The organism is Bacteroidota bacterium, assembly GCA_035506275.1.
Lineage (GTDB): Bacteria > Bacteroidota > Ignavibacteria > UBA10030 > UBA8401 > JAGVPT01.
On record DATJPT010000002.1, the window covers coordinates 198,892 to 220,641 of the forward strand.

Annotated in this window: 13 protein-coding genes; all 13 read right to left on the reverse strand. The window is 55.1% G+C overall.

Annotated features, from left to right (window positions below; genetic code table 11):
• Positions 1 to 5: 5 nt before the first annotated feature.
• Positions 6 to 3,053, reverse strand: a complete 3,048-nt coding sequence (locus VMF88_01230) for a LamG-like jellyroll fold domain-containing protein (GenBank protein ID HTY09667.1) — start codon at positions 3,051 to 3,053, stop codon at positions 6 to 8.
• 101 nt (positions 3,054 to 3,154) lie between these two features.
• A complete protein-coding gene (locus VMF88_01235) occupies positions 3,155 to 4,543 on the reverse strand; it encodes a hypothetical protein (GenBank protein ID HTY09668.1) in 1,389 nt (462 codons plus the stop codon).
• Positions 4,540 to 5,526 carry a carbohydrate kinase gene (locus VMF88_01240; GenBank protein HTY09669.1) on the reverse strand — a complete coding sequence of 329 codons (987 nt, stop codon included), beginning with the start codon at positions 5,524 to 5,526 and terminating at the stop codon, positions 4,540 to 4,542. Before VMF88_01240 ends, VMF88_01235 begins: the two co-directional genes overlap by 4 nt.
• A complete protein-coding gene (locus tag VMF88_01245; protein ID HTY09670.1) occupies positions 5,523 to 6,539 on the reverse strand; it encodes a zinc-dependent alcohol dehydrogenase family protein in 1,017 nt (338 codons plus the stop codon). Before VMF88_01245 ends, VMF88_01240 begins: the two co-directional genes overlap by 4 nt.
• Positions 6,540 to 6,547: 8 nt before the next feature.
• The gene (locus VMF88_01250) at positions 6,548 to 9,109 is read right to left on the reverse strand and encodes an amylo-alpha-1,6-glucosidase (protein ID HTY09671.1); all 2,562 of its coding nucleotides are present in this window, start codon (positions 9,107 to 9,109) and stop codon (positions 6,548 to 6,550) included.
• Positions 9,110 to 9,116: 7 nt separating this feature from the next.
• The gene (locus VMF88_01255) at positions 9,117 to 9,929 is read right to left on the reverse strand and encodes a carbohydrate ABC transporter permease (GenBank protein ID HTY09672.1); all 813 of its coding nucleotides are present in this window, start codon (positions 9,927 to 9,929) and stop codon (positions 9,117 to 9,119) included.
• Positions 9,926 to 10,816 (reverse strand): sugar ABC transporter permease, encoded by an 891-nt coding sequence (locus VMF88_01260; protein ID HTY09673.1) that lies wholly within the window; start codon positions 10,814 to 10,816, stop codon positions 9,926 to 9,928. The genes VMF88_01255 and VMF88_01260 overlap by 4 nt, the downstream gene beginning before the upstream one ends.
• The gene (locus VMF88_01265) at positions 10,813 to 12,126 is read right to left on the reverse strand and encodes an extracellular solute-binding protein (GenBank protein HTY09674.1); all 1,314 of its coding nucleotides are present in this window, start codon (positions 12,124 to 12,126) and stop codon (positions 10,813 to 10,815) included. Before VMF88_01265 ends, VMF88_01260 begins: the two co-directional genes overlap by 4 nt.
• A 6-nt stretch (positions 12,127 to 12,132) precedes the next feature.
• Positions 12,133 to 13,740 carry a hypothetical protein gene (locus VMF88_01270; protein HTY09675.1) on the reverse strand — a complete coding sequence of 536 codons (1,608 nt, stop codon included), beginning with the start codon at positions 13,738 to 13,740 and terminating at the stop codon, positions 12,133 to 12,135.
• An 8-nt stretch (positions 13,741 to 13,748) separates the two neighbouring features.
• Positions 13,749 to 14,780, reverse strand: coding sequence for a PorV/PorQ family protein (locus tag VMF88_01275; protein ID HTY09676.1), 1,032 nt, complete (start codon positions 14,778 to 14,780; stop codon positions 13,749 to 13,751).
• 20 nt (positions 14,781 to 14,800) lie between these two features.
• A complete protein-coding gene (locus tag VMF88_01280) occupies positions 14,801 to 18,028 on the reverse strand; it encodes a hypothetical protein (protein ID HTY09677.1) in 3,228 nt (1,075 codons plus the stop codon).
• A gap of 51 nt (positions 18,029 to 18,079) precedes the next feature.
• Positions 18,080 to 20,758, reverse strand: coding sequence for a TonB-dependent receptor (locus VMF88_01285; protein HTY09678.1), 2,679 nt, complete (start codon positions 20,756 to 20,758; stop codon positions 18,080 to 18,082).
• An 82-nt stretch (positions 20,759 to 20,840) separates the two neighbouring features.
• A partial coding sequence (locus VMF88_01290) for a FlgD immunoglobulin-like domain containing protein (GenBank protein ID HTY09679.1) occupies positions 20,841 to 21,750 on the reverse strand: 910 nt, incomplete at its 5' end.

Sequence of the window (21,750 nt, forward strand, 5' to 3'; positions counted from 1 at the left end):
ACACCTCATCTCAATAAGATCATTTTCTTTACAAGAACGGCGCTTGCCGTTTCCAACTTGTAGTAGTAAACGCCGCTTGCACGGCCGGCGGCATTCCACGCAACGGAATATTCGCCCGGAGAAACCCTGTCATGCACTAAGGTTGAGATTTCCCTTCCTAGCAGGTCGAATATTTTTAACGTGACAAATTCCGTTGAAGGAATCGCAAATCGAATCGTCGTGGAAGGGTTGAACGGGTTAGGGAAATTCTGTCCGAGCGCGAATTGCGTCGGAAGCACGGCACCCGCCGGCTGGCCGACTCCGGCATTGACATCATACAATGACGAAATTTGCGACACGGGGAGCATATAATTATAGATCCTGATGTCGTCCAGGACTCCGTTAAAATCGTAATTGTTGTCCCCCGGAAAATCCTGACCGAACGCGAGGTCGTACGATGTCGAATTGATCGCTCCCGAGAACGATCCGAAGGCGTCGAGCTGGCCGTTCAAATAAATTTCGATGTCCGATCCGTTGTATGTTCCAGTCACATTATAGACACTGTCCAGTGCGAGGGGCGTCGCAGCATCGAGGTCCTTGGGAGTTCCCTGGGAATTTCGGACCGTCCATCGGATCTTGTTGCTGTTCGGGGAGATCGAGAACTTCCACCTGTTTTGCCAGCTTCCGTGAGAAATGGGATACTGCTCGCGCGAAGAATAAAACGCTCTGGGCGTAATCCAGAAGTTGACGGTGATCCCATTCTGAAAATTCAAGGCCGAATCGTCCGGCACATCGATCGATGAGGATGAGCCGTCAAAAAAATATGCGCTGGCCGAGCGGCCGAAGCGGTCGGAGGTGAACGAGCCGCCGCTTGCGGTGCCATCATGGTGATTGCCGCTCGCGTCTTTTGTGTCTCCGCTGAAAGGATAATACGCGACCAGGCTGCCGGTCTGCCAGTTGGAGAAGTCTCGTACTTCCAGGCCGACGCTGTCTTCAGCCGACCCGCCATAGCCGTCGTCGACGGTGCACAGGATGAAGTAATTTCCTGCGTTCTGCGGCGCCTGCCACGATACTGAAGAGCCGGCGCCGCTCACGACACCGCTGGCTGCTGACCAGTGATACGTCAGCGTGTTGCTGTCAGGGTCGGTTGCGATGCAGCGAATCGTGCTCGTTGCGCCAAGGTTGATTTTTCCGGGGACGGCGTTCATTTTTTGAATGACCGGCGGATGATTGATGAACTGAACAACAGAGAGCGTATCTGTCGCCTGCGTTTGCGTGTGCGTATCGCTGACAATGCATTGCACGGTATATTTCCCGACGGTGTCCGGCGCATGCCACGTCACCAGCGCGCCGCTCCCCGCGATTGAACCGCCCGACGCGTTCCACGAGTACGAAATCGCATCGCTGTCCCGGTCCACCGCCGTGCAGAAGAGCATTGTCGAGCGTCCCAGTAAAAGGGTGGCGGTGTCGGCCGAAAGGCTTTTGATCCTCGGCGGATAATTCGCGACCGGATGCCCGGAATGGTAATCGGCAACAATGCCGTTGACAAGCATCCGGTCGAGGTCGTACGTCGGCGTGACCGAAGCAGGGAGGTTCACGACGAGGACCGCGCTGTTTGCGCCGATCGGCAGACTCACAACTCCGGAAACACTCGTCAGGATGTAGGCGTGAGAGACATTGTCGTACAGATCGTGCTCTCCGGACCCCGCGTCGAAGCTCACCGAACGCTGCACCGAATCCGGGTTAAACAACAAATACGTCGGGTAGGCAGGGGCGTGAAAATAATCTGTCTTCAAGACATCAAGTTTAAGGATCATCGGGACGTCGGTCGTGTCGATGATGGCGCCGAAAATTCCGACGTGCGAAGATCCGTAAAGTGCAAAATTTGTAGGATTGCCATTCTGGATGGCATCCCCCGTTTCGTATGGCGTGACGGCAGGGTTGATCGGATTGTGCTGGTGCATCGATTCGTGGGCGATGTAGGAATTGGGATCGTATTGGTGCGACCATGCAGCGCCTGCATCCTGATTGCTGTCCGGCAGGTATTTTGTGTAAAATAGACGCGCGGCGTTCGAAGCATTCAAGACCCATTTGCCGATGATCCTTGCAAATCGGGCATCGTAACGGACCAGAGGAACAAGAGCGCCGACCTGCTCGAAGGTGTTCATGGTAAACGGATAGCCGTTGCCGCTGCCATATCCGGTCTCTCCGATCAGCCCGTCGCAGTCATAGCCTCCCCAATTCCCGACAGTGACCCCCCATAACCTTGAGTTGTCGCTTCCGTCAGAAAAGCACCACGTGACGAGTTTCCCGATGTCGTACGTCGTCCCCAGCTCGGCGTTCATGCGCGCGGCGATGTATGCGCCGTACGGAAGCTGCAGTTCATAGGATGGATTCTGGTTCACCGGATACGCAAGCAGCGATTCCATCGCAAGCTCCGCGCCGATCCTGAACTGAGTGTTGCCTGTCTGGACGTACGCCGAATACAGCAGCCAGGCGATCGATCCGCCCGCCTCCGGCTCGACCCACGTTGAATTTGTCGGCGTCATGGTCGAGAGGTTCCAGGCGGTATGGTTCAGGTTTGCAAGGCTCCACGGCGTCGTGCTTCCCCCCATCGCATTAAGAGCGGCGAACCACCGGCTGGCAACCGTGACAAACTGATTCTGAAAATTTCCGACCGTCGGGTACAGGCTGTACAACTGGTAGAAAAAAATATTTGGCATGACATCATACCACCAATCGCTTCCGCTCGATCCTCCCGGGTTGTTGAGATAAACATCTTCCTGAGGATTTTGATTGAACCAATTCTGGCACTCGGAGACCCAGTTGATGCCGAACTGATTTGTCTTGTCGACGCCGACGAGGCTTGCGCCGAGCACGGCGGGGAGACAATTGATCGCCTCTTTGGTCTGGGACGGATTCTGCCCGACATAACTTGCGAGGCTGAAATTCTGCCCCACCGACACCAGCGGAAGATAGGTTCCGGTCACGTTCGGATTAAACACAAGCGAATCGTACCCGATGGCGACCTGTTTCCAATTTCTCATAAGATACGGCGACGGCTTATTCGGCATCTGATCGATCCTGCCGATAGAAATTTGCTGCGCACTGGACACGCCTGGCCTTGCAATCAACATCAAGAGGCCAAGTTGGACAAAAATTTTAACCCTGCGTGTCACTGGACGATTTTTCCTTTTCCTTCTGTGAGCATCAGGGCCCCTATGCGTGTGTTGATGCCGAGTGTCAATTCATCCCCCTCTGCATTTGAGAACGTTGCTCCAAGGTAATGATCGCGAGATTCCTCTTTGATCTTCTTATAGCGTAAGTACTTCACAGCCCCAGGATAATTCTCTACCTCGATAAGCGTATGCAGTGCTTCTATCGTCGATTCGGCTCCGGAGTTCTTGTTGACCGTCAACGATTCCTTGATGCCGTCGGCGCATCGTCCGCTCGCCGGATCATACATCTGCTGATGAGCAACGTTATTGCCGAACAGCCACGAAGCTGCCAGCCCGGCCATTGTCAGATAGGTTTCGTTCTTCGTCGCATCGTAGAGACGAAGAAGCCCGGCGGTAATTGGGCGAACACCGTACGCGATCTGCTCGCGTTGAAAATTACTGTCGGGACGAGCGACATCTATTTCCTTCATGAATCCCTTGATCAGCAGGCGGCTGTAAAATCCGTGAGCCTCCCGGTGTGCTGACTGAATCATCGTGCTGTCATTCAAGAGCATGCCAGCCGAGGCAAGCGCCTCGGTTTGGCCGTTTCCCCACATATGCCACATCGTTTCCCACGACCTGTGCAGTCCATAAGGAAAAGAATCAAGATCGCCGTCCTGCATTACCATCAGCCCGTCGGCAATTCTTACGATATATTCCTTCACCTTTGGGTCATCCGATGCGCGATACCATTCCGCCAAACCTAAAAGGAGTTCCGAGCTGACGTCCGCACCTGATTCATAGACAAGCCATTCCGGTATTCGAAACCCTCCTTTCGTCTTCTCCTTTCCGTAATTTTTAAGGAGGGCATCGATATGCGGCAGCGCGCGCATGACGCCTGTCTTCAATTTTGCTGCAAAGGCCGTGTCGATATTTTTGAATATCCGGTACCCCATCGACATGCTCCAGACGCCCCGCGCAGCCCACCAGCCGAATGATTTGATGCTTGTCGTTCCCGTCCGGTTGATCGTGTGGTCGGCAAAAATGAAATTGTAAAACTCGCCGTCATCCGTTTCCATTGCCGATACAAATTTCAACAGCGACCGGGCGTCCTCCAGAGCAGAGGCGTCGCGATGAAGTTCATAGTACCGCAGCATGACGACGGCAGCGCGGGCTGCATCGTCCACGCAGGCAATCCCTTCCGGGCCGGATTCCTTTGCATCGACCCAATTGAAGTCGGGATAATTTGAATAGATGTGGACAATACTGACCGTATCGCCGTAGAAATCTATCTTCTCCGTGAGATGCTTCAGATGCCCGAAATTCACCAGCGAGGATTGTTCCTGTGCTTGCGCCACAGAAACAAACGCTGCAAGGAGCAGGAATATTTTCAAAGAGCTTCTCACGATTTCGTAGTGGACGTTGACCTCAGAAATTTCTTCAACGATGCGGCATCCGGAAGGGCGGGGATCGCTCCCTGCTTCGAGGCTGTCAGCGCACCGGCGGCATTCGCCGTCCGGCATATCAAGGCAAGCTCGCTCAACGATAGCTCGCCGATGTTTTTCCCGGTTCGAACAAGTCTGTGCAGCAGCGCCGCATAAAACCCGTCGCCGCAGCCCGTGGTGTCCGCGTTCTTGACGCGAAAGCCGTTGACGAATCCTGAATGGTTTGCTGTCCTGAAAAAACATCCTTTTTCACCCAGCGTCACGACGACGATCGCAGGTCCCATCGAAAGAAAAAACTCCGATGCCGACTCGACCTCCTGCATGCCGGACAGGAACGACGCCTCTTCACCGTTCATCCGAAGAATATCCGATAGACGGACCGCCTTCAGAATAACCTTGCGGGCCTCGGCGCGTGAATTCCATAATGCCAGCCGCAAATTCGGGTCGAAAGAGAGCAAGCAGCCTTCGCGGCGCACTCGCTTGGCGATGCGGAAGAAGGAGGTTCTCGCCGGTTCGTGCAGCAGCAAAAAAGAGCTGATGGCAACGATCTTCGACCTTGACACCGCTGCAAAGTTCACATCACCGGGAAAGAGCTGCTCGTCGGCCGGCTGTTTTTCCCAGAATTCAAAGTCGCGTCCCCCCAATGCCGTCACCGAGACAAACGCCAGGCGTGTTTTATGCGCGGCATCAAAACTTACTCCGGACGTTTCAACGCCGAACCCGGCAAGTTCGGTACGGAGGAATTTTCCGAACGGATCGTCACCGACTTTCCCGATAAACGCGGAACGGGTCCCTAGCTTCGCAAGCCCGACCGCAACGTTTGCCGGAGCGCCGCCGGCCAGCTTCAAAAATCCTTCCGTGTCGGAAAGTGTTCTTCCTTTTTTTGTCGAGACAAAATCGATCAGCGCTTCGCCGATACATGTCACTTCTGAATGCGATTTCATCGGCTGGGTTCGATGATACTCTTGAGGGTTTTCCCTTCCCGTTGGAACGCCAGCGCTTCAAGCACACCGTCAAGGGGAAATTTATCGATGCGGAACGCGTCGACCCGGACCTTTCCCCCATGAAGAAGGGCGATCGACCGTGAAAACGTGTTCGGGTTGACATACGACCCGACCACGGTGAGTTCCTTAAAGTAGATCTGATTCGGTTCGACGGATATTTTTTCACCGATCGGACAAACACCGAAAAACTCGACCGTCCCTCCGCGCCTGGCAAGTTCCAGCGAAAGCTGAGCGGTCTGGGGTTTCCCGACGCATTCAATGACGACGTCCGCCCCGACATGAGTGATGTCCATGATAGCGCCTTTAATATCGACCTCCACAGGGTTGAAAATAGTGTCCGCTTTCAGCACGGCGGCAATTTGCCGCTTCTGTTCCAGCGGCTCGACGAGGATCGTACGCCCCGCGCCGGCGTTCTGCGCAAGCTGCAGCATGATCAGGCCGATCGTTCCGCCGCCGACGATGACGACCGTGTCCCCTGCTTTGATGCCAGCCTTGTCGATGCCGTGGATGGCGCACGATACCGGTTCGACAAATGCGGCTGCTTCCGTCTGCATGTCGTTGGGGAGGAGATAAATCTGTTTTTCGGGCACAAAACAGTATTCCGCCATGCCGCCGTCGCGGTCAACGCCGAGCGCTTTCAAATGATCGCACAGATGGACCAGCCCGCGGCGGCAATAAAAACAGACGCCGCAGGAAATGTTCGGGTCGACGGCCGCGCGCTGTCCAGGAGCTATCCCGTGAACCGCGAGACCGACCTCCTCGACCACTCCGGTGAACTCGTGCCCGAGCACGACCGGCGGAGTTGAGCGGGATGTACCCTCCACTATATGAACATCTGTTCCGCAGACGCCGCACGCCTGAATTTTCAGGAGGACCTCGTTCGGGAGAAGCGTTCGCAGCGGCGTCGAACGGACAGCGAACGAGTGCGGCTTTTCAAAGAGGGCGACTTTCATATTCAGTATCAATAGACAATTCTGAGTGTTTGCTTTTTTTCCGAACCGATGAAATTGACGACGAGCATTTCACCGCCGGCGCTGTTCCGGGAACGAACGACGGCGCTGACGGGCTTCCCGTCAACTGTAATTCTCACGGCTTTCTTCACGCCGATGACCTTTGCAGCGACCGAATGTCCTTTAAATGAAGAAACTACACATTGCAGCGCTTTCGTTTTTTCGGAATAGCTGACCGCATAGAGAATCGCGTTGACGCTCTCCAGATACGGGGTGCTGATCGCTCCGAATTCTATGGTGTGACGCGTTGATTCGACGGCATTAAGAGGAAGAACAAGAGATGCGATCCGCCCCTCTTCTCCTCTCCATGAATGAAGGGTTTCCCCTTTCCCGTCTATAACAATATTTTTTTGCGCGCCAAACGCAAGTGAAAAAGAGACGGTATCGAGTTGAGCCGGACGCGGCTTTGCCAGGGAGAGATTCCAGTCGTTTTCGGCGATGCCGGAAAGTCGGTATAGGACATTCAGGTAAAATCCGCCGGCCCAAAGAAAGGACGGCTTGTCGATCCTGCCGAATTCGGGGGATGAAACGTCGGCATACCGGTATTCGTACATCGCCGGCTGGCCCATCGGACTTTCGGCAATGCCGTCGAGCGTCAGGGTCTTTCTCAAATACTCGAGTCCTTCATCGGTTCTTCCGCAGGCCTGAAGGGCTAGGATGTACCATGCCGTCGTGTGCGGCCAGACACCGCCGTTGATGTAGACAAAGGGCGCGCCCGCTTCATCGCCAACCTCCTTGAAATATGAGATCATCGAGTCGGTGTGGAAGTCGGCCGGGGCAACCGTGCGCACACCGATCTTTGGATCGGCAAGCTGTTTGGCGGCAGAGGTTAGAAGCCGGTCCGATCTGTCTTTGTCCAGCAGACTGAATACGGGAGCCAGGAGCGAGCCGGCATAATAGTGGTTGTCGGTATCGGTCCCGTTGAAGTTTGTGAGAAATCCTTGTTTCCCGCTCCACAATTTTTCATTCAACATTTTCTGCATCCGGTCCGCGCTCTTCTCCAACGCCAGCAATTCTCCCGCCTGCTTTTTCCCGAGCGCCGCGCTGACGTACACGAAATCCCTCAGTGCGCGGATGGTGAGTATCGTCAGGTACGAGCGGGGACCTTCGCGATTGCCGAGATCCCACCAGTCGGGATGCTTGGCATACATCAATCCATCTGCTTTTTTTTGGGTCAGGACGAGCTCCACGCTTTTGTCGATGAGGGGATACAACGCCGCAATCGTCGTCGAATCGAACGAATGCCGGTAATAGCTCGCCGTGGCGAGAATGAACCAGAGGTGGTTCCAGTTGTCGGGGGCGCAGTATTCGGTCTGGAAGCCGGTATCGCGCCAATAGTACGCGTGCGGAATAACGGTGTCTTTCGCAAGCGAAGCGATATAGAGGAGATCTCTTTTCACGCGAGGAAGGTCGAAGTTGACCGCACCGAGGTCCGTCAGCAGCACGTCGTGAGTAAAGAAAAAATTGTATTCCGCCGGACAGGGCATCGGAACAACGTGGCCGTCGATGTAATGAGCATTGGAGGCGATGAGTCCCCGCGCCCATATTGCCGACCTATCGAGCCAGGGGTCCCCGGTGACAAAATGCGATTCGTCCTTTGCTTTGCCGGTGATGTAAGCGTCGTATTCCGACGTCTCACGTCTCCAATTCGCGGCGAGGAAACTCGTTCGGCTCTTCACTTCTCCGCGCGGACAGCTTCCGATGATCTGCACAATCGTCAGTGAGTCGTTCGACCCAAGTAACCTCTTGTATAGAAACGCCGCGATCGGCTTCCCGGGGGACGTCCAGGGCATCAGCATATGGCCTAAATTCGAAGCCGAGTCGCCGATCCAGTTCGACGTTGCGCTGTCTGTTGCCGCCATCGCGGAGGCATTGGACGACCAATCGTCGGGACGAACGCCGGCGTTCTCAACGAACACGCTTGCCTGCTTTGTTTGCGGATCGTCGAAATCAGCGGTGATCGCAGAACATGCGCTGTCATACTCGGTCCACGCGGAATCCTTTCGCGCATAGGTCTGGCAAGTGCGAAGACTCATAAGAAGATGCGCATAAACTTCCACCGGCATTTCTTTGCCGGAAATATTTTTGACGGTCAGCGAAACAACCATTGCCGGCTGGTTCATGCAAAACTCGTACGAAAGCGAATAATCCAGTCCGCTGTCGATCCGATGAAACTTTACTTTATGTGGACTGAGCGTATAGTCCCACGGTTCTTTGCCGAGCCAATGCTTGGCCTTATCGCCGACCCGCACTCCAACCGCAAACGGGAGTGAATTGCCCCGCTTCCAGTAATCGGTGCTGACGTCGATGCTGTTGGCAACGGGATAATAAAAGCTGATCCGCGAAGGAATGGGGCGGCTCTCATGAAACTCCGCGCCGGCATACCTTCCCCCAACTTCGACCTGACCGTAATGGCGGTCAAAGAAATACGAAAGGGGATCGCCGGTGCTCTGCGCCGACAATGGGCAAGCAAGTGCACTGAGGAGAACTAAAATCAAGTTATTACGAACCATGATCGTTCTATCCTTTGATGCCGGTATAGGCCATGCTCTCGATGAAGTAGCGCTGGAAGAACGAATACGCCACGACGACCGGAAGGGCCAGCAGCGTCGCGGCGGCAAGCTGCATCCCCAGCTGGGACTCCGCCTCGCCGCCGATGACGAAGATCGTGACGAGCTGCGGCATCGTCATCAAGGTTCGCTCCCGGACGACGATGAGGGGCCAGAGAACATCGTTCCAACTCGCCATGAACGTGAGAATCGCCACGGTCAAAATCACCGCGCGGGAAAGGGGCCAGATCAGCAGAAACAGGATTCTCAGCTCCGAGCAGCCGTCCACGCGCGCCGCGTCGATCAGGGCTTGCGGCAGCGTCATGAAGAACTGACGGAAGACGATGATGCTGAACGCGCTCATCATCGTCGGCGCGATCAGAGAGACATATGTATCGGTCAAACCGAGCTTCACCATGAGAATGTATTGGGGGATGAGGGTGATCTGGAACGGGATCATCATGGTAAAAAGAATGAGCGCGTACAACAGCTTGCTGCCGAAGAAGCGGAGGCGCGCCAGGGCATATCCGACCATCGACCCGAAGAGGACCACCGAAACGGTGGTCGAGAGCGAGACGATGACGCTGTTAAGAAAGGCCCTTGCGATCGGGATCTTCGTCAGCACCTGTTCATAGCTGTGCACCGACACCCGCGGCGACCAGAGCGACAGGTTGTTGATCTCCAGCTCGGGTTTGAAGGAACCGGCGAGCATCCAGAGAAACGGGTACGCAAAGACAACCGCGCCGGCCAAAAGGCAAAAGAATTTTAGGGCTGATTTCATCATGTCGGGTCCGCCTCCACGACTTTGCGCTGCAGCAGCACCACTGCGAGGATCACGAGTGCAAAAACAAAACCGAGGGCCGCCGCATATCCCATATGTCCGAAATAGAACGCCTGGTTGTAAATATAGAGCATGGCGGACATCGTGCTCTGCATCGGTCCGCCGCCGGTCAGCACGTACGGTTCGATGAAGAGAGAAAATCCGCCGATGGTCGAGAGGGCCACGATGAGCACCATGGTGGAGTTCAGCATCGGCAGCGTGATCTTGAAGAACTGCTTCACCTTATCCGCACCGTCCAAACTCGCCGACTCGTAGAGCTCTTTCGGAATATTCTGCAGGCCGACAAGAAAGAGGACGATGTAGATGCCGACGTTCTTCCACGTCGCCATGATCGCGATCGACGGCATGGCGATCCCCGGGTCGATGAGCCAGGGGACTTTGGGGATGCCGAAAATGTTCAGAATGGAATTCAGGACCCCGGAATCGAATGAATAGAGGTTCTGCCAGAGGATGGTGACGACAACGCCCGAAACGACCACGGGGAGAAAATACACAGCCCGGAAGAATCCCCGGAAGATCCCCTTCGTGTGCAGCAGAAGGGCGAACCCGAGCGCCGCCACGATCTGCAGCGGAATGTGGATGAGGAGAAAGACGAACGTGTTCAGCATCGCTTTGAAAAATTGCGGATCGGACGCGAGGTGCTGAAAATTCTTCAGACCGATCCACTGCATCGGCGTGACGATATTCCACCGATGAAAGATCAAAATAAAAGAGAAGACAAGCGGGTACGCGACAAACAACAGGAAGAAGATCACGTACGGCAGAACGAAGGCGTAACCGTTGCGCTCACTGTGGCGAACAGCATCGAGGATGTTTAACCGTCGCTTCATTGATTCCACTCTATAATATCGCGGCACCGTTGCGCGGCATCGCGCACCGCTTCGGCAGGAGACTTCCGGCCGTAGACGGCGCAGATCTCATACTCCTGCGAGATCGCGTCGAAAATTTCCTTCAGGTCAACGACGGAATCCATCCCGCGCGTATAGACCGCCTGCCGGGCAAATTTCACCATGATCGGATTCTTGGCGAAATAGTTCTTAAACAACGGGTTCGTCAAAAGATCTCCGCGGACCGGAACCTGGTTCGTGATGTCGAGCATCATCAGGTCGTGCTCGGCGGTGATCAGGAACTTGACGAATTCCCACGATTCTTTCCGGTGCTCGCTCGAGCTGAAGATCCCGATGTTCTTATAGTCTCCCGACGTATACACCGGGCCGGTGAAACCGTCCGGCACGGGGAGCGGGGCGACATCGTAATGCATAGCCGGGGCGAACTTGCTGATGGTCGCGATCTCCCAAGGGCCGGCAAAATGCGTCGCCTTCCGCTCGAGGAGGAACGGATCTCCCCCCTGGAAAAAAGTCCGGGGAAAATATCCCTGCGTGTAGCACTCCTGGAAAAATCCGAACACGCTATCGGCGGTATGATTCTCAAACGCGACACGATCCTGATCGAACAGCGTTTTTCCCCCCGATGCCGCGATATAGAACGGATAGACGTCGAAGGTCCGTTCCCACCAGATCGGGCGGATATCGCGTTCCCCCATCCATACATCGATCTGCCCGTTACCTTTCGTCGACCGCGTCACCCTCTTTGCGGCGGCATAGTACTCCGAATAGGTCCGGGGAACCTGATTGACGCCGACGGCCTTCAGCATGTCGATGTTGTAGTACATCATCACAGGGTTCGTTTTCCACGGTATCTGATAGTAGTGGCCGTCTTCGTTCCTGAACGTGCGGAGCAGATCCCCCGGCGTGCGCCTCAGGGCGACCGAATCAAAATCGGGAAAACCATCAAGCGCGATCAACCCGCCGGCCGTCGTGTACATCCTCATGGCCGCGGGATTGATATTCGAGCAGATGTCCGGAGTCGTCTTTCCGGCGATGGCGGCGAGGAGAACTTCTTCGGTCGACTGGCTGACGGGAATGGGCTGCATCCGCACCTGAATGAGAGGATGCGCGCGGTTCCACATTTTTACGATCGAATCGGCAAGCTCGATCTCCTGAGGATTGGGGGCGGGCCAGTAGGTGAGTGTGATCACGGCGGAGCTGTGCGGCGAGGAGGTCTCATGCCGCTCCGAACATGCCGCAAAGCAGACGAGCAGAAGAAAACAAACAGATCCATTTCGAAGCGAGCTCTTCATCGGCGGTCAATCCCATGCCTGCCATTCATAATCGATGGAGGGGAATGCTGTGTGAGGAAATATCCCCCCCTTCTTCACCGTGTAGACATCGATCGCTCTCGGTGAATTTTCGACGTCGACCCGGAGATCCTTCAACGCGTCGTCGTTGATCTTCACGGCGTATTTCTGCTTGAGCTTCAGGATGCGATGAAGGAGCAGGCTTGTCTCCTGGTACAGATACGAATCGCGTGCCGCGTCCTCCTTCACTTCGGCGTACGGTCGGATGTCTCCTTTCGCATCCCGATAGTCCTTTTCGTGTTCGTGATAGTAGGCCATGACCGTGCTGTCGTCCCTTTTGATGCTGTCGTCGATTGCCAGCTTCTCCGCCTTGTAGACCAGCTTTTCCCTCCACCATTGGGTCTGTTTGACCACGCTCTCCTGCTTCTGCAAACCCCTCCGGTACGCCTCCGCAGTCAGCATCCTGTCGCGCACCATCCGCCAGATAATATCTTCAACCGAAGCAGCGAACGCACGGGGAGATTTCAAATCCAGCCGAATATAGGGGTCTCTCGGCTTTTCCCAATCGAGGAAGTCGCCGACGTGAAACATGCCGGTTTTCATTCTCACGAGGACGTTCGGTCTGTACAACTCTATCGAGTCCGGGCGGCGTTCCAGCGCGGAGCCTTTTTTCCCCAATTCCCAGGAAGCATATTTTTCCGCAGGAAGAAATTTCTTCCCGAGAAATGCCTGCACCAGCTCGAACGCCTCCTTGTCGATGACGGGATCCTGTCCGAGCAGCATGCGGTGCACATACTGGTCCGACAGCGAATCCGACACATGCTGCAGCAGGGCGCGGCGGACGTCTTCATGGAGCTTCATGTTCTCGGTTTCGGTGACGATCGGATCGCTCCAGGCATCGACAATATTAATGATGTACCATCCGTCGGGAGCGCTGATCGGCGGAGTCAGAGTCCCCGCACGAAGCGAGTCGATCGCAGCGGCGAGCGCCGGGTTCTTCATCTGAAGCCGGAACCGCGTCGACTGCATCGAACGGTTTTCGATTGAAGCGGAATCGGGACATTCCGCTGCAAAAAGGGAATCGAACGGTGTGCCGCTGCGCAGAAGTTTCGCTTCCCTGAATATTTCCTCCTTCGACGGCGAGAAAAGCCACTTGAGGCCGAGGTGCACATTCTCCTTCGAAACGCCCCGCTCGACGTCCGCGTCGGAAATCTTCACCTTCCCCAGCACGTCGTCCCTGTAGAGCTCTTCGGTCGCAAGGTCGGCCTCGACCTCGTCAAGAATTTCTTTCACAATGGGGGAGGACTGCAGCCCGCGAGCATATCCATCCAGGGCGAGAAGCTTTTCATAGATCATATAGGTGAGGTAATGTTTCTTCGAGTCGGCGGAGCGCTTTGTAAACGCGGGACCATACTCATAGCTCAGAAGAAATTCCTGGGCGGTAACATTCCACGGACCTATGTCGGCAAGAACAACCGAATTGTACTTCGGGTCGAGATAGAAATTTGACGGCAAGTCTGAGGAGGGCTGGGCTGTTGCGAACGAAGAGGCGGTGATGATAAGCGCGCTGGCCAGCGCAAAGATATGTCCCTTCCGCTCACAGCTTCTGGTGTTCACAAGTTCACCTAAAATCGAACGGCAAGTGAGAACGAGTGCACGCCTTCAAGCCGTCCGTAATCACGATACGCGTAATCGAACTTTACCAATGAGCTGCTGGAAACGAGGCTGGAGGTAACGCCCAGACCGAGTGAAAGCCCCCCTTCGCTCTGACTCAGGAAGAGCGACTGGTATCCGGCGCGGATGAAAATGAAATCGCGCAGCGCAAATTCGGTTCCGACATCGACGCTCTCGTAATTATCGTTCGGGTGGATCGCATCGACCGCAACTGTCCATCGATAGGTCTCGTTGTCCACAACGTTCGTCGAGACGCCGATCTGGAACCGGAGCGGCAGGTCCCATGAATTCATTTCAATGTCTGCCGGGATCTGGTTGTTCGTCCCCGGCTTTGTTGCGTCGAGCTGAAGAAATTGCCGCGTATCGCTCCCCGCCAGCGTCATCGGCGTTCCAAAATTCGACAACGTCGCTCCGATGACCATACCGCCAAAAAGATCCGTCTTGAATAACGTCCCGACATCCACTGCGAACGCGTCGGCTGTTTCGTGCCAGATCGATTGCTGAATGAACTTCGCGGTGAAGCCGACGGAAAAACGGTCGCTGAGCAGCCGGGCATAGGAGAGCCCGGCGGCAATATCACCGGCGCTGAAATACTCTCCTGTGCCATCCGGCATTTCCACCGTGGTCACGGGCATATCGGCCATGCTCAGGGAGGTGAGGCTGAACCCGAGCGTTCCGAAACTCCCCACAGGAAGGACGATGCCGGCAAAATCGAACTTTGTATCCGCGATCCAATCGGTATGCGAAAGAACTGCTTCGCTGCCGGTAAGTTTGGCGATGCCCGCGGGGTTCCAGTAGAGGGCCGTGGCGTCGTTGGAGAGGCTCACGAATGCCCCCCCGAGGCCGATCGCCGGAGCGCCGACGGAGATTTCCAGAAACGTTGCTGCCGTCGTCCCTGTTTTCGAGACGTCGACGGCGCTTTGCCCGTACACCGCGACCGGGAGTATTGCGGCAAGGAGAATGATGTGCAGACGTTTGTTCATGAAAATGGACTCCGGCTTCATTATTTCATAACCGCAAACTTGCCGATGAACGACCCGACGCCGGGGGCATCGACGTGGAACACATACACGCCGAACGCGATATCCATGCCGTCGCGTGAGACGAGATTCCACGGCTCCTGCCCGTTATCAATGTTGCTGTTGTGATACAACGTCTGCACAAGCTGCGCGCTCATGGTGTAGATGCGAATTGTGCATTTGCTCGGCAGATGAATGAAATAGATGAGCCTCGGACCTCGGCCGACCTGCGTCGTTTGAGGCTCCCACGAGGCTGCGCCCACATACGGATTCGGCACCACAGAGACTTTTTTGATGTCATATTTCGCTTGCTGGATGTTGAGCGACGGCGCCGTTGTCGTAAACTCGAAGTACTCGCCGGTCCGGAACGGCTTCAAGGTGGAGATCCGGTAGACATCGCCTGCTTGAGGGGCCCGCTGTTTCGATGCCGCAATTGTCGTGTCCATCGCCAGCGTCATCGACCAGGCTTTCTTGGCGCTGGAGAAATCGGTCGCGGGCTTCCCCGCAGAATCACCGCACACGATGAAGATCGCGTCGCCAGCGTCGAAGACCTGATTGTTGTTGACATCTTCAAAGATGAATTGAACGTGATCGATGTTCTCTGTCAGGTTCTTGATGATGATATTCGACTGCTGCGGACCGCTGAAACTGGATGATGGGAACGAAAGATCACCTTGCCCTTTTGCGGTGAACGTCACCTCGTAATCGGCGGGATAGTACACCCGGCTGGCTTGGAACGCCGGAGCGAACCGCGAGTCAAACCCAGTCAGGACAACGTAGTTGCTGTTCCCTTGTTCCCACTTGGTGTTGGCCGGATCGATCGCGACGTTTGGACTATTCGTGATGTTCAAAACAATCCCCTTCACGATAGGCGATTGCTGCTGAGCAGTCAGTAATTGGGTCAGCTTGATGGCCGTATCACCGGTTGTCTTGTCAAGAAGCACGTACCAGGGATCGGGATTCGTGTGGAAGGCGGTGGAGTCAAAGAATTCAAGCCGGTACGTGTGATTATTTCCCACCGAATCCGGGTCAAGAATGCCGACGCCCAGCGACCCGGTCCCTGGTCCCGAGGCAATGTTCACTCTTACATTCGGCGCAACATAGCCGGAAGCGGGGGCGTGCGGCGTGACGACCGCTGTATTGATGTCTGTTTTGACATTGCCGTTAACATCGACCTTTATGATCGCGGTAGTCTCAGACGGCGGGATGCCCGTTAATTGGCCGGCGATATTCGTCGTTGAGTAGCCGGCATCGTACGCCGTTACTGCGTAATAGTATGTCTGTCCGTTTTGGACCGTCGAGTCGACGAACGAGTGCTGCAGACCGGAGTCATCGCCAAGATTGAAGTATGCGCCGTTGATACCGATCGCGGCCAGGCCTTTGATCCCGTCAATAAGGTCGTACTGCGCGATCGGAACCCGGTAGGTCGGCGTCCCGTAGGCGTCAGTGACGGTCATATCTGCCACAAAATTCGGCTCGGTGCTCCGGTACACTCGGTACCCTTCAAAACTATATCTCTGATAGAACGCGTCCCATGTCAGCTCGGCCGCGTTATCCCAGTAGAGCGTCACCTTATGGTCCCCCGCAACGGCTTTGATCGTGGGCTTGTTCGGCGGCTTTGCAAACTGGTAGTTCGCGTTATAGATCGACTGAACAGTTTTCTTCTTCAGGAAAAGATCGTCGGCGTTCAAACCGAAGAGGAGGGACATCGAGAATGTCTGCGTCTCGCCGGTCAGCTGCGGGGCGCCCAGCGTCGTGCTGTACGTGTTCCGGCCATTCATGTGGAAGAAATAGCTCGAGAACCAATTTCCGAGGTTGACGCCGAGGAGCGATCCTCCGTGGGGCTGCGGCGCGGAAGTAAACGCTGTCCAATTCCGCTCGTCGTTATTCAAGTCGTAGGTATGGACAGCAGCGATGATGAAGCCGGTCAGGCCGATCTGGTCCGACTCGTCTTTGTCAAGCGCGCCAAAATCCGGTTCGCCCGGGTCCGGCCTGCCGTTTCCTTCTGTCCCGTCAGGATCGGGGCCGGGATACCCTGAGTCGAGTGGTCCTAATCCGTCGGTGCCGACATCATCGTTCAGCGGCTCCCCCGGATCCCATTTCCCGTTATGGTTCAGATCGGTATAGGAAACCCAATTAGCATTTTCATCTGCGTCCCAATGCGGCCGCCAGGAGTAGCCGTAAAATGCATGAAAGCGGGCGGTGTCTTGCTGAACATTAACGATGAAGGGGTCCTTGTTGACGTCAGTAATGAAATCTTTTGCCAGGTTGTCCCGCCGTTCGTCGGTGAGGCCGTCCCTGTCATTATCGATGTGGTCGTCCGGAATGCCGGGGCTTTCGAGGAACGCATATCCGGAATAGCCGATCGGACTCCAGTTTCCCGGACTTCCCTGGGCCACCGTCGACCACGAATACGAGAGATTCAGGTCCAAATTGTAATCCCCGGCATTGTTCGACGAATTGTCGTGGCCTCCGATGCCCCAGTCGACATACTGCGCAAAAACAGTCTTTGCGTAATCGGTTGTCCCTACATTTGTGATCGTGTAAAGCCAGAAGATGACGTCTTCGGCGAGCACCTGCGACCATTGAAAGCCCCGCGCATGCACTTGCATCGCCAATCCGCCGCGGGTTGAATCAGACGCATCGGGATAAAAATGGTTCGTCAGGAGATATTGGCGGTCTTCATTATCGTCCATCACAAAATACGTTTCGAGGTCGGCATTCTGCACGCCGTTGCCGAAAAAACCGTTCCATCTTCCATCCCACGTGCTCGGACGATCGGGCCAGTGAGGAGGCCAGGTCGTGGGGTCATCGCTGCGGGCGGGGCTTGACTGGTACTGGTTCGCGTAGTTCGGAAGCGGCCACCAGCCGTACGTGACGCCGGTTGACACGTTGTAGCGGGTATACTCGTAGTAATTTGTCTCAAGAGGATGGATCGTGTCGCCGTTCACTACGGTCTCGGCCTGAACCACCACCGCGACACCGTCGATGTAGGTATGATTTGTTCCCTTCGGCCAGACGCCGCTCATGGTAGGATCATTCTTCCAATCCGCCACTTCCCCGAAATTGTAGAAACACGTCTCGACGAGATTACCGTCCATGAGTCCAAGCTTCGTCCAGTTGTGGTTTCCTTTGGACGTGTCAACGAGCTCCTGAGCTTCTGCATGAAAGTTCAGGGCGCTGAACACAAGCGCAGCGATCATCAGTCTCATCGTAGAGATCTTTTTCGAGGCTTTGTTTGTCGGACTGTGGCCCATAATTGTTTAGAATGTTAACGACACGCCGATTTCAACCTGGCGCGGCGCGGAATAAAAATCGGGACGCGAATAAAATTGCTGCAGGGTATTGTCGCCGCGAACAGGCTGTGCCGCCCTCTCCGCCTGTACTAGCGCAAGCGTGTACCCTGCTCGTCCTGTGTCGGTATAGACGTTGTTTTCATTTGGCGTGTCAAAAAGGTTGTAGATTTTCAAAAAGAGAGAGAGCGGAAGGTTGAACATGTCGAAGTACTTTGTGATGTACATATCCGTGTTGAAGAACATCGGCATATTGCCGCTGTTTTCCAGACCGGTCCGCTCGTTCTCCAACGCCGGAGTGTACGGGAGCCCCGAACCGAGCCGAACTATGAAGCTGGCGAGCAGGTCGTGGGGGTCCCCGGCCGTGAGCGTCAGGTTAAGCGAGTGGCGGCGGTCCCAATTCAGCGGCACAAGCACCGTATTGATCGAGATCGGAGGATTTGCCGTCGCCTTGTTATAGTCGTCCTCAGGGTCCGAGGCGTTTCCTTTGGCAACCTGGTACGTATAGTCGAGGTTGGCGCCGAAGCCGTTCGTCAATCGCCTGTCGATCGAAATCGTGAAACCCTGGACAGCGCCGTAGTCGGTGTTGATGTACTCTCCAAACTGCACAAAATTGTTTTTGAGAAAGAGCTGAAGACCCAGGAGGTTGCGGATGTCTTTGTAATATCCCGTGACCGTAAGGCCAAGGTTGGGGGCGAGTTCCTGCTGCAAACCTACCTCATACATGGTTGTCCGCTGGGGCTGCAGATTGGCGTTGCCGATGACGTCGCCGATGTAATCCGGGTAGTTACCGGTCAGCGGGATGCGGAAGTTGGGGTTCTTATAGAGATACTCGAACGCCGGGATCTGGAAGAAATGGCCGTACGAAAAGTGGACCGCTCCCTGGTCGGTGATGGGATAGGAGATACCAACACGCGGACTGAGCTGATATTTCGGAGAAGCTTTCGTCACAAGCGAATCCGGAAAGGGGGACTGGAGCGGGTCAAGCTCTGCAATGTCATTAGGATTCCTCAGCGTGCTGCCGTCCGGCTCGAAATAATCAAACCGCAGGCCGACGTTCACGACAAGATACGATAATTCAATCTTATCCTGAACATAGGCGGCCAGCTGGTACGGCATGTTCTCGTATTTATTATAATCGAAAGAGCCTAGGGCCGGCAGCGCCGGTACAAATCCGCTCGAAGCGTCGACGTGGATCTGATAATCTATATAGTTCAAGTAATGGACATCCGTCTCGATGCCCGCCTTCAACTGATGGACGTTTGTCAACTGTGAAGTAAAATCAACTTTCCCTGTGTAGGTATTTGTATGATGGTAGAAGTGCCAGTTTTCCGTGCCGCCTGTCAGGAATGCATTTGCCCCGGCATCCATCAGCCGTGTCGGGTTTACATAACGCGGATCGAGCGGATTCTCGTACACGTATTCTTTGTATTCCGAATCAAAACCCGAGGCATTGATGTCCATGAACGCCGAATTGCCGAACACAATCGTATAGCTGGCGATGGTCAGAAGGCTCTTTTGATACTGTGTGTAATCTCCGTCGGGATCGAGCTGAAATTGCTGGTCGTAGTCCCGGTACTGATTGTCGAAATAGATTGCCTGCAGGGTGAGGGCCTTTGCGCTCCCCACATCAAATGTAAATTTGCCCTGTAGGTTCGCGCGTTTCTGATAATTCATCGAGACGTACTTGCCGTCGCCGGTTGCCCCGATGTACCATTGCGCAGGATTGTTGGCTGAGAAGTTGGAAGAATCGGACGGATTGAACACTCTTTTGCCGTAGAGCCAGCCGTCGTTATAGTAGTAGCGGCCGGAGAGAACGAATTTCATAAAATTGCCAATGCCCGGCATGGGGCCGCTCAGCAGACCTTCATAGTCCTGAAGATCCGCCGGGGAGATGTGATCGATGTTCTGGAAGAGGCCTGTGCGTGTCGTAAGATAGTCGCCCGTGTACGCCGAGAATGTTCCCGCATAGTTATCATGCGCCGTCTTGGTGACCTCGTTGACAACCCCTGACAAGGCTTCGCCGTACTCGGCATTGAACGTGCCGCTGAGCACCTGAACTTCCTGCACGGAGTTGATGCCAGCCTCGAGCTCAAAATCTCCCGAAAAGACGTCATTGACGGACATGCCGTCGATCAGGTATTTCACTTCGTTGCTGCGTCCGCCGCGGAAATGCCCGTCAACCACGCCAGCCTGAAGGTTCACTGCATCCGAAACGGTCTCCAACGGAAGGGCTGCGATCTCATCGCTCGTAACGGTCGCGGTCGTCGAAGTCAGATCCTTCTGGACGAGCGGCCGCACGGCGACAACCTCTTGCACGTTCATTTCAACGCCCTGCGGCACAAGGGCGAAGCTGATCTGCGTGGTGCGGTCGGCAGAAACGGTAACGTTGTCGACGGTTTGCGGCGCGTAGCCGACAGCCGATGCCCGTAATTGGTACGTTCCCGGAGGGATATTAATGATGAAGTATTCCCCATTCACATCCGACGATGCGCCGAGTGTCGTTCCTACAATAACGATGTTGACGCCGATCGGGAGTTCTTTTGTCTGAGCGTCAACGACCTTCCCGGAAATCTTGCCGGTCGTGCCTCCGAACGCCGCCAGAGCAACGATCAACAAGAGGGAAACAGTAGTAGCGAATATTCTCATCCTACTCCAGCAAGACCTTGTTTTGGAAAACGAAAAACTAGAGAGCGGGGCATCTTCACAAATACCCCGCCCTGTTGAGCGCTTACTTCAGGAGGAGCATTTTTTTCACGATGGCCATATCATTGGCCTGGAGACGGTAGAAGTACACGCCGCTGCTCAGCGTCGAGCCTGCGTTGTTGCGGCCGTCCCACGTAATTGAATATTGCCCGGCAGTCATGGGACCACTGATCAGCGTCCGCACTTGCTGTCCGAGAACATTATAGACAATCAGCGATACCATGCCGTCTTTCGGAATGCTGTAGTTTATTTTCGTCGACGGGTTGAACGGGTTTGGATAGTTATTGGAAAGGTCAAAGACGTGAGGAGTATTGCCTCCCGCAGTCTTGACACCCGTTGTGGTGCTGATCTTCTCAATATCGAGGTCGTCGAAATACACGGTCCCGACAAACGTCGAATAGACGTGCAACCGTGTCTCCAGCGCAACGACTCCGGCCGGAACGATAAGATCCAGCGTGTATTTGGTCCAATCAAACGAGGTCACGGCCGGGAATACGAACTGATAGTCCGATCCGGAAGTGTTATAGCCGTCGTTGTTGCCGTACATCGCCGACCACTGCGGCGTAATTCCCACCGCCCACGTTGTCGGATGCGCCGCTGCGGAATCGGGGAGCAAACCGCTTGCTTTGATCCAGACGGTGACACGCACGCTGTCGCCCGGATGTATTGTACCGGCATCGAGATTGGCGAACGGGATCAGTTTCGTTCCGACAAAACCGTCGTGAGCTTGACGCCCGGCCGGCATGTTGAACATGAGGGAGTGGGTCCCGGAATGTGCAGTTGAGTTCGTTACCACGGTGTTCTCGAAACCGGAGTTCAATAGACCGTCATTCCCTCCGTTCGGCGGCAGCCAGTAATACCAGCCGGTCGGTACTCCGACCGACGTGTTCCAATCCTGTCCTGCCCATGCTCCAGCCCGGCCCGTCAGAATGAAA

Excerpts from the sequence above, each read along its gene's own strand:
- VMF88_01230 (HTY09667.1), bottom strand. The coding sequence starts at position 3,053 with ATGCCGAATAAGCCGTCGCCGTATCTTATGAGAAATTGGAAACAGGTC.
- VMF88_01240 (HTY09669.1), bottom strand. The coding sequence starts at position 5,526 with ATGAAATCGCATTCAGAAGTGACATGTATCGGCGAAGCGCTGATCGAT.
- VMF88_01245 (HTY09670.1), bottom strand. The coding sequence starts at position 6,539 with ATGAAAGTCGCCCTCTTTGAAAAGCCGCACTCGTTCGCTGTCCGTTCG.
- VMF88_01250 (HTY09671.1), bottom strand. The coding sequence starts at position 9,109 with ATGGTTCGTAATAACTTGATTTTAGTTCTCCTCAGTGCACTTGCTTGC.
- VMF88_01255 (HTY09672.1), bottom strand. The coding sequence starts at position 9,929 with ATGATGAAATCAGCCCTAAAATTCTTTTGCCTTTTGGCCGGCGCGGTT.
- VMF88_01260 (HTY09673.1), bottom strand. The coding sequence starts at position 10,816 with ATGAAGCGACGGTTAAACATCCTCGATGCTGTTCGCCACAGTGAGCGC.
- VMF88_01265 (HTY09674.1), bottom strand. The coding sequence starts at position 12,126 with ATGAAGAGCTCGCTTCGAAATGGATCTGTTTGTTTTCTTCTGCTCGTC.
- VMF88_01275 (HTY09676.1), bottom strand. The coding sequence starts at position 14,780 with ATGAACAAACGTCTGCACATCATTCTCCTTGCCGCAATACTCCCGGTC.
- VMF88_01280 (HTY09677.1), bottom strand. The coding sequence starts at position 18,028 with ATGAGACTGATGATCGCTGCGCTTGTGTTCAGCGCCCTGAACTTTCAT.
- VMF88_01285 (HTY09678.1), bottom strand. The coding sequence starts at position 20,758 with ATGAGAATATTCGCTACTACTGTTTCCCTCTTGTTGATCGTTGCTCTG.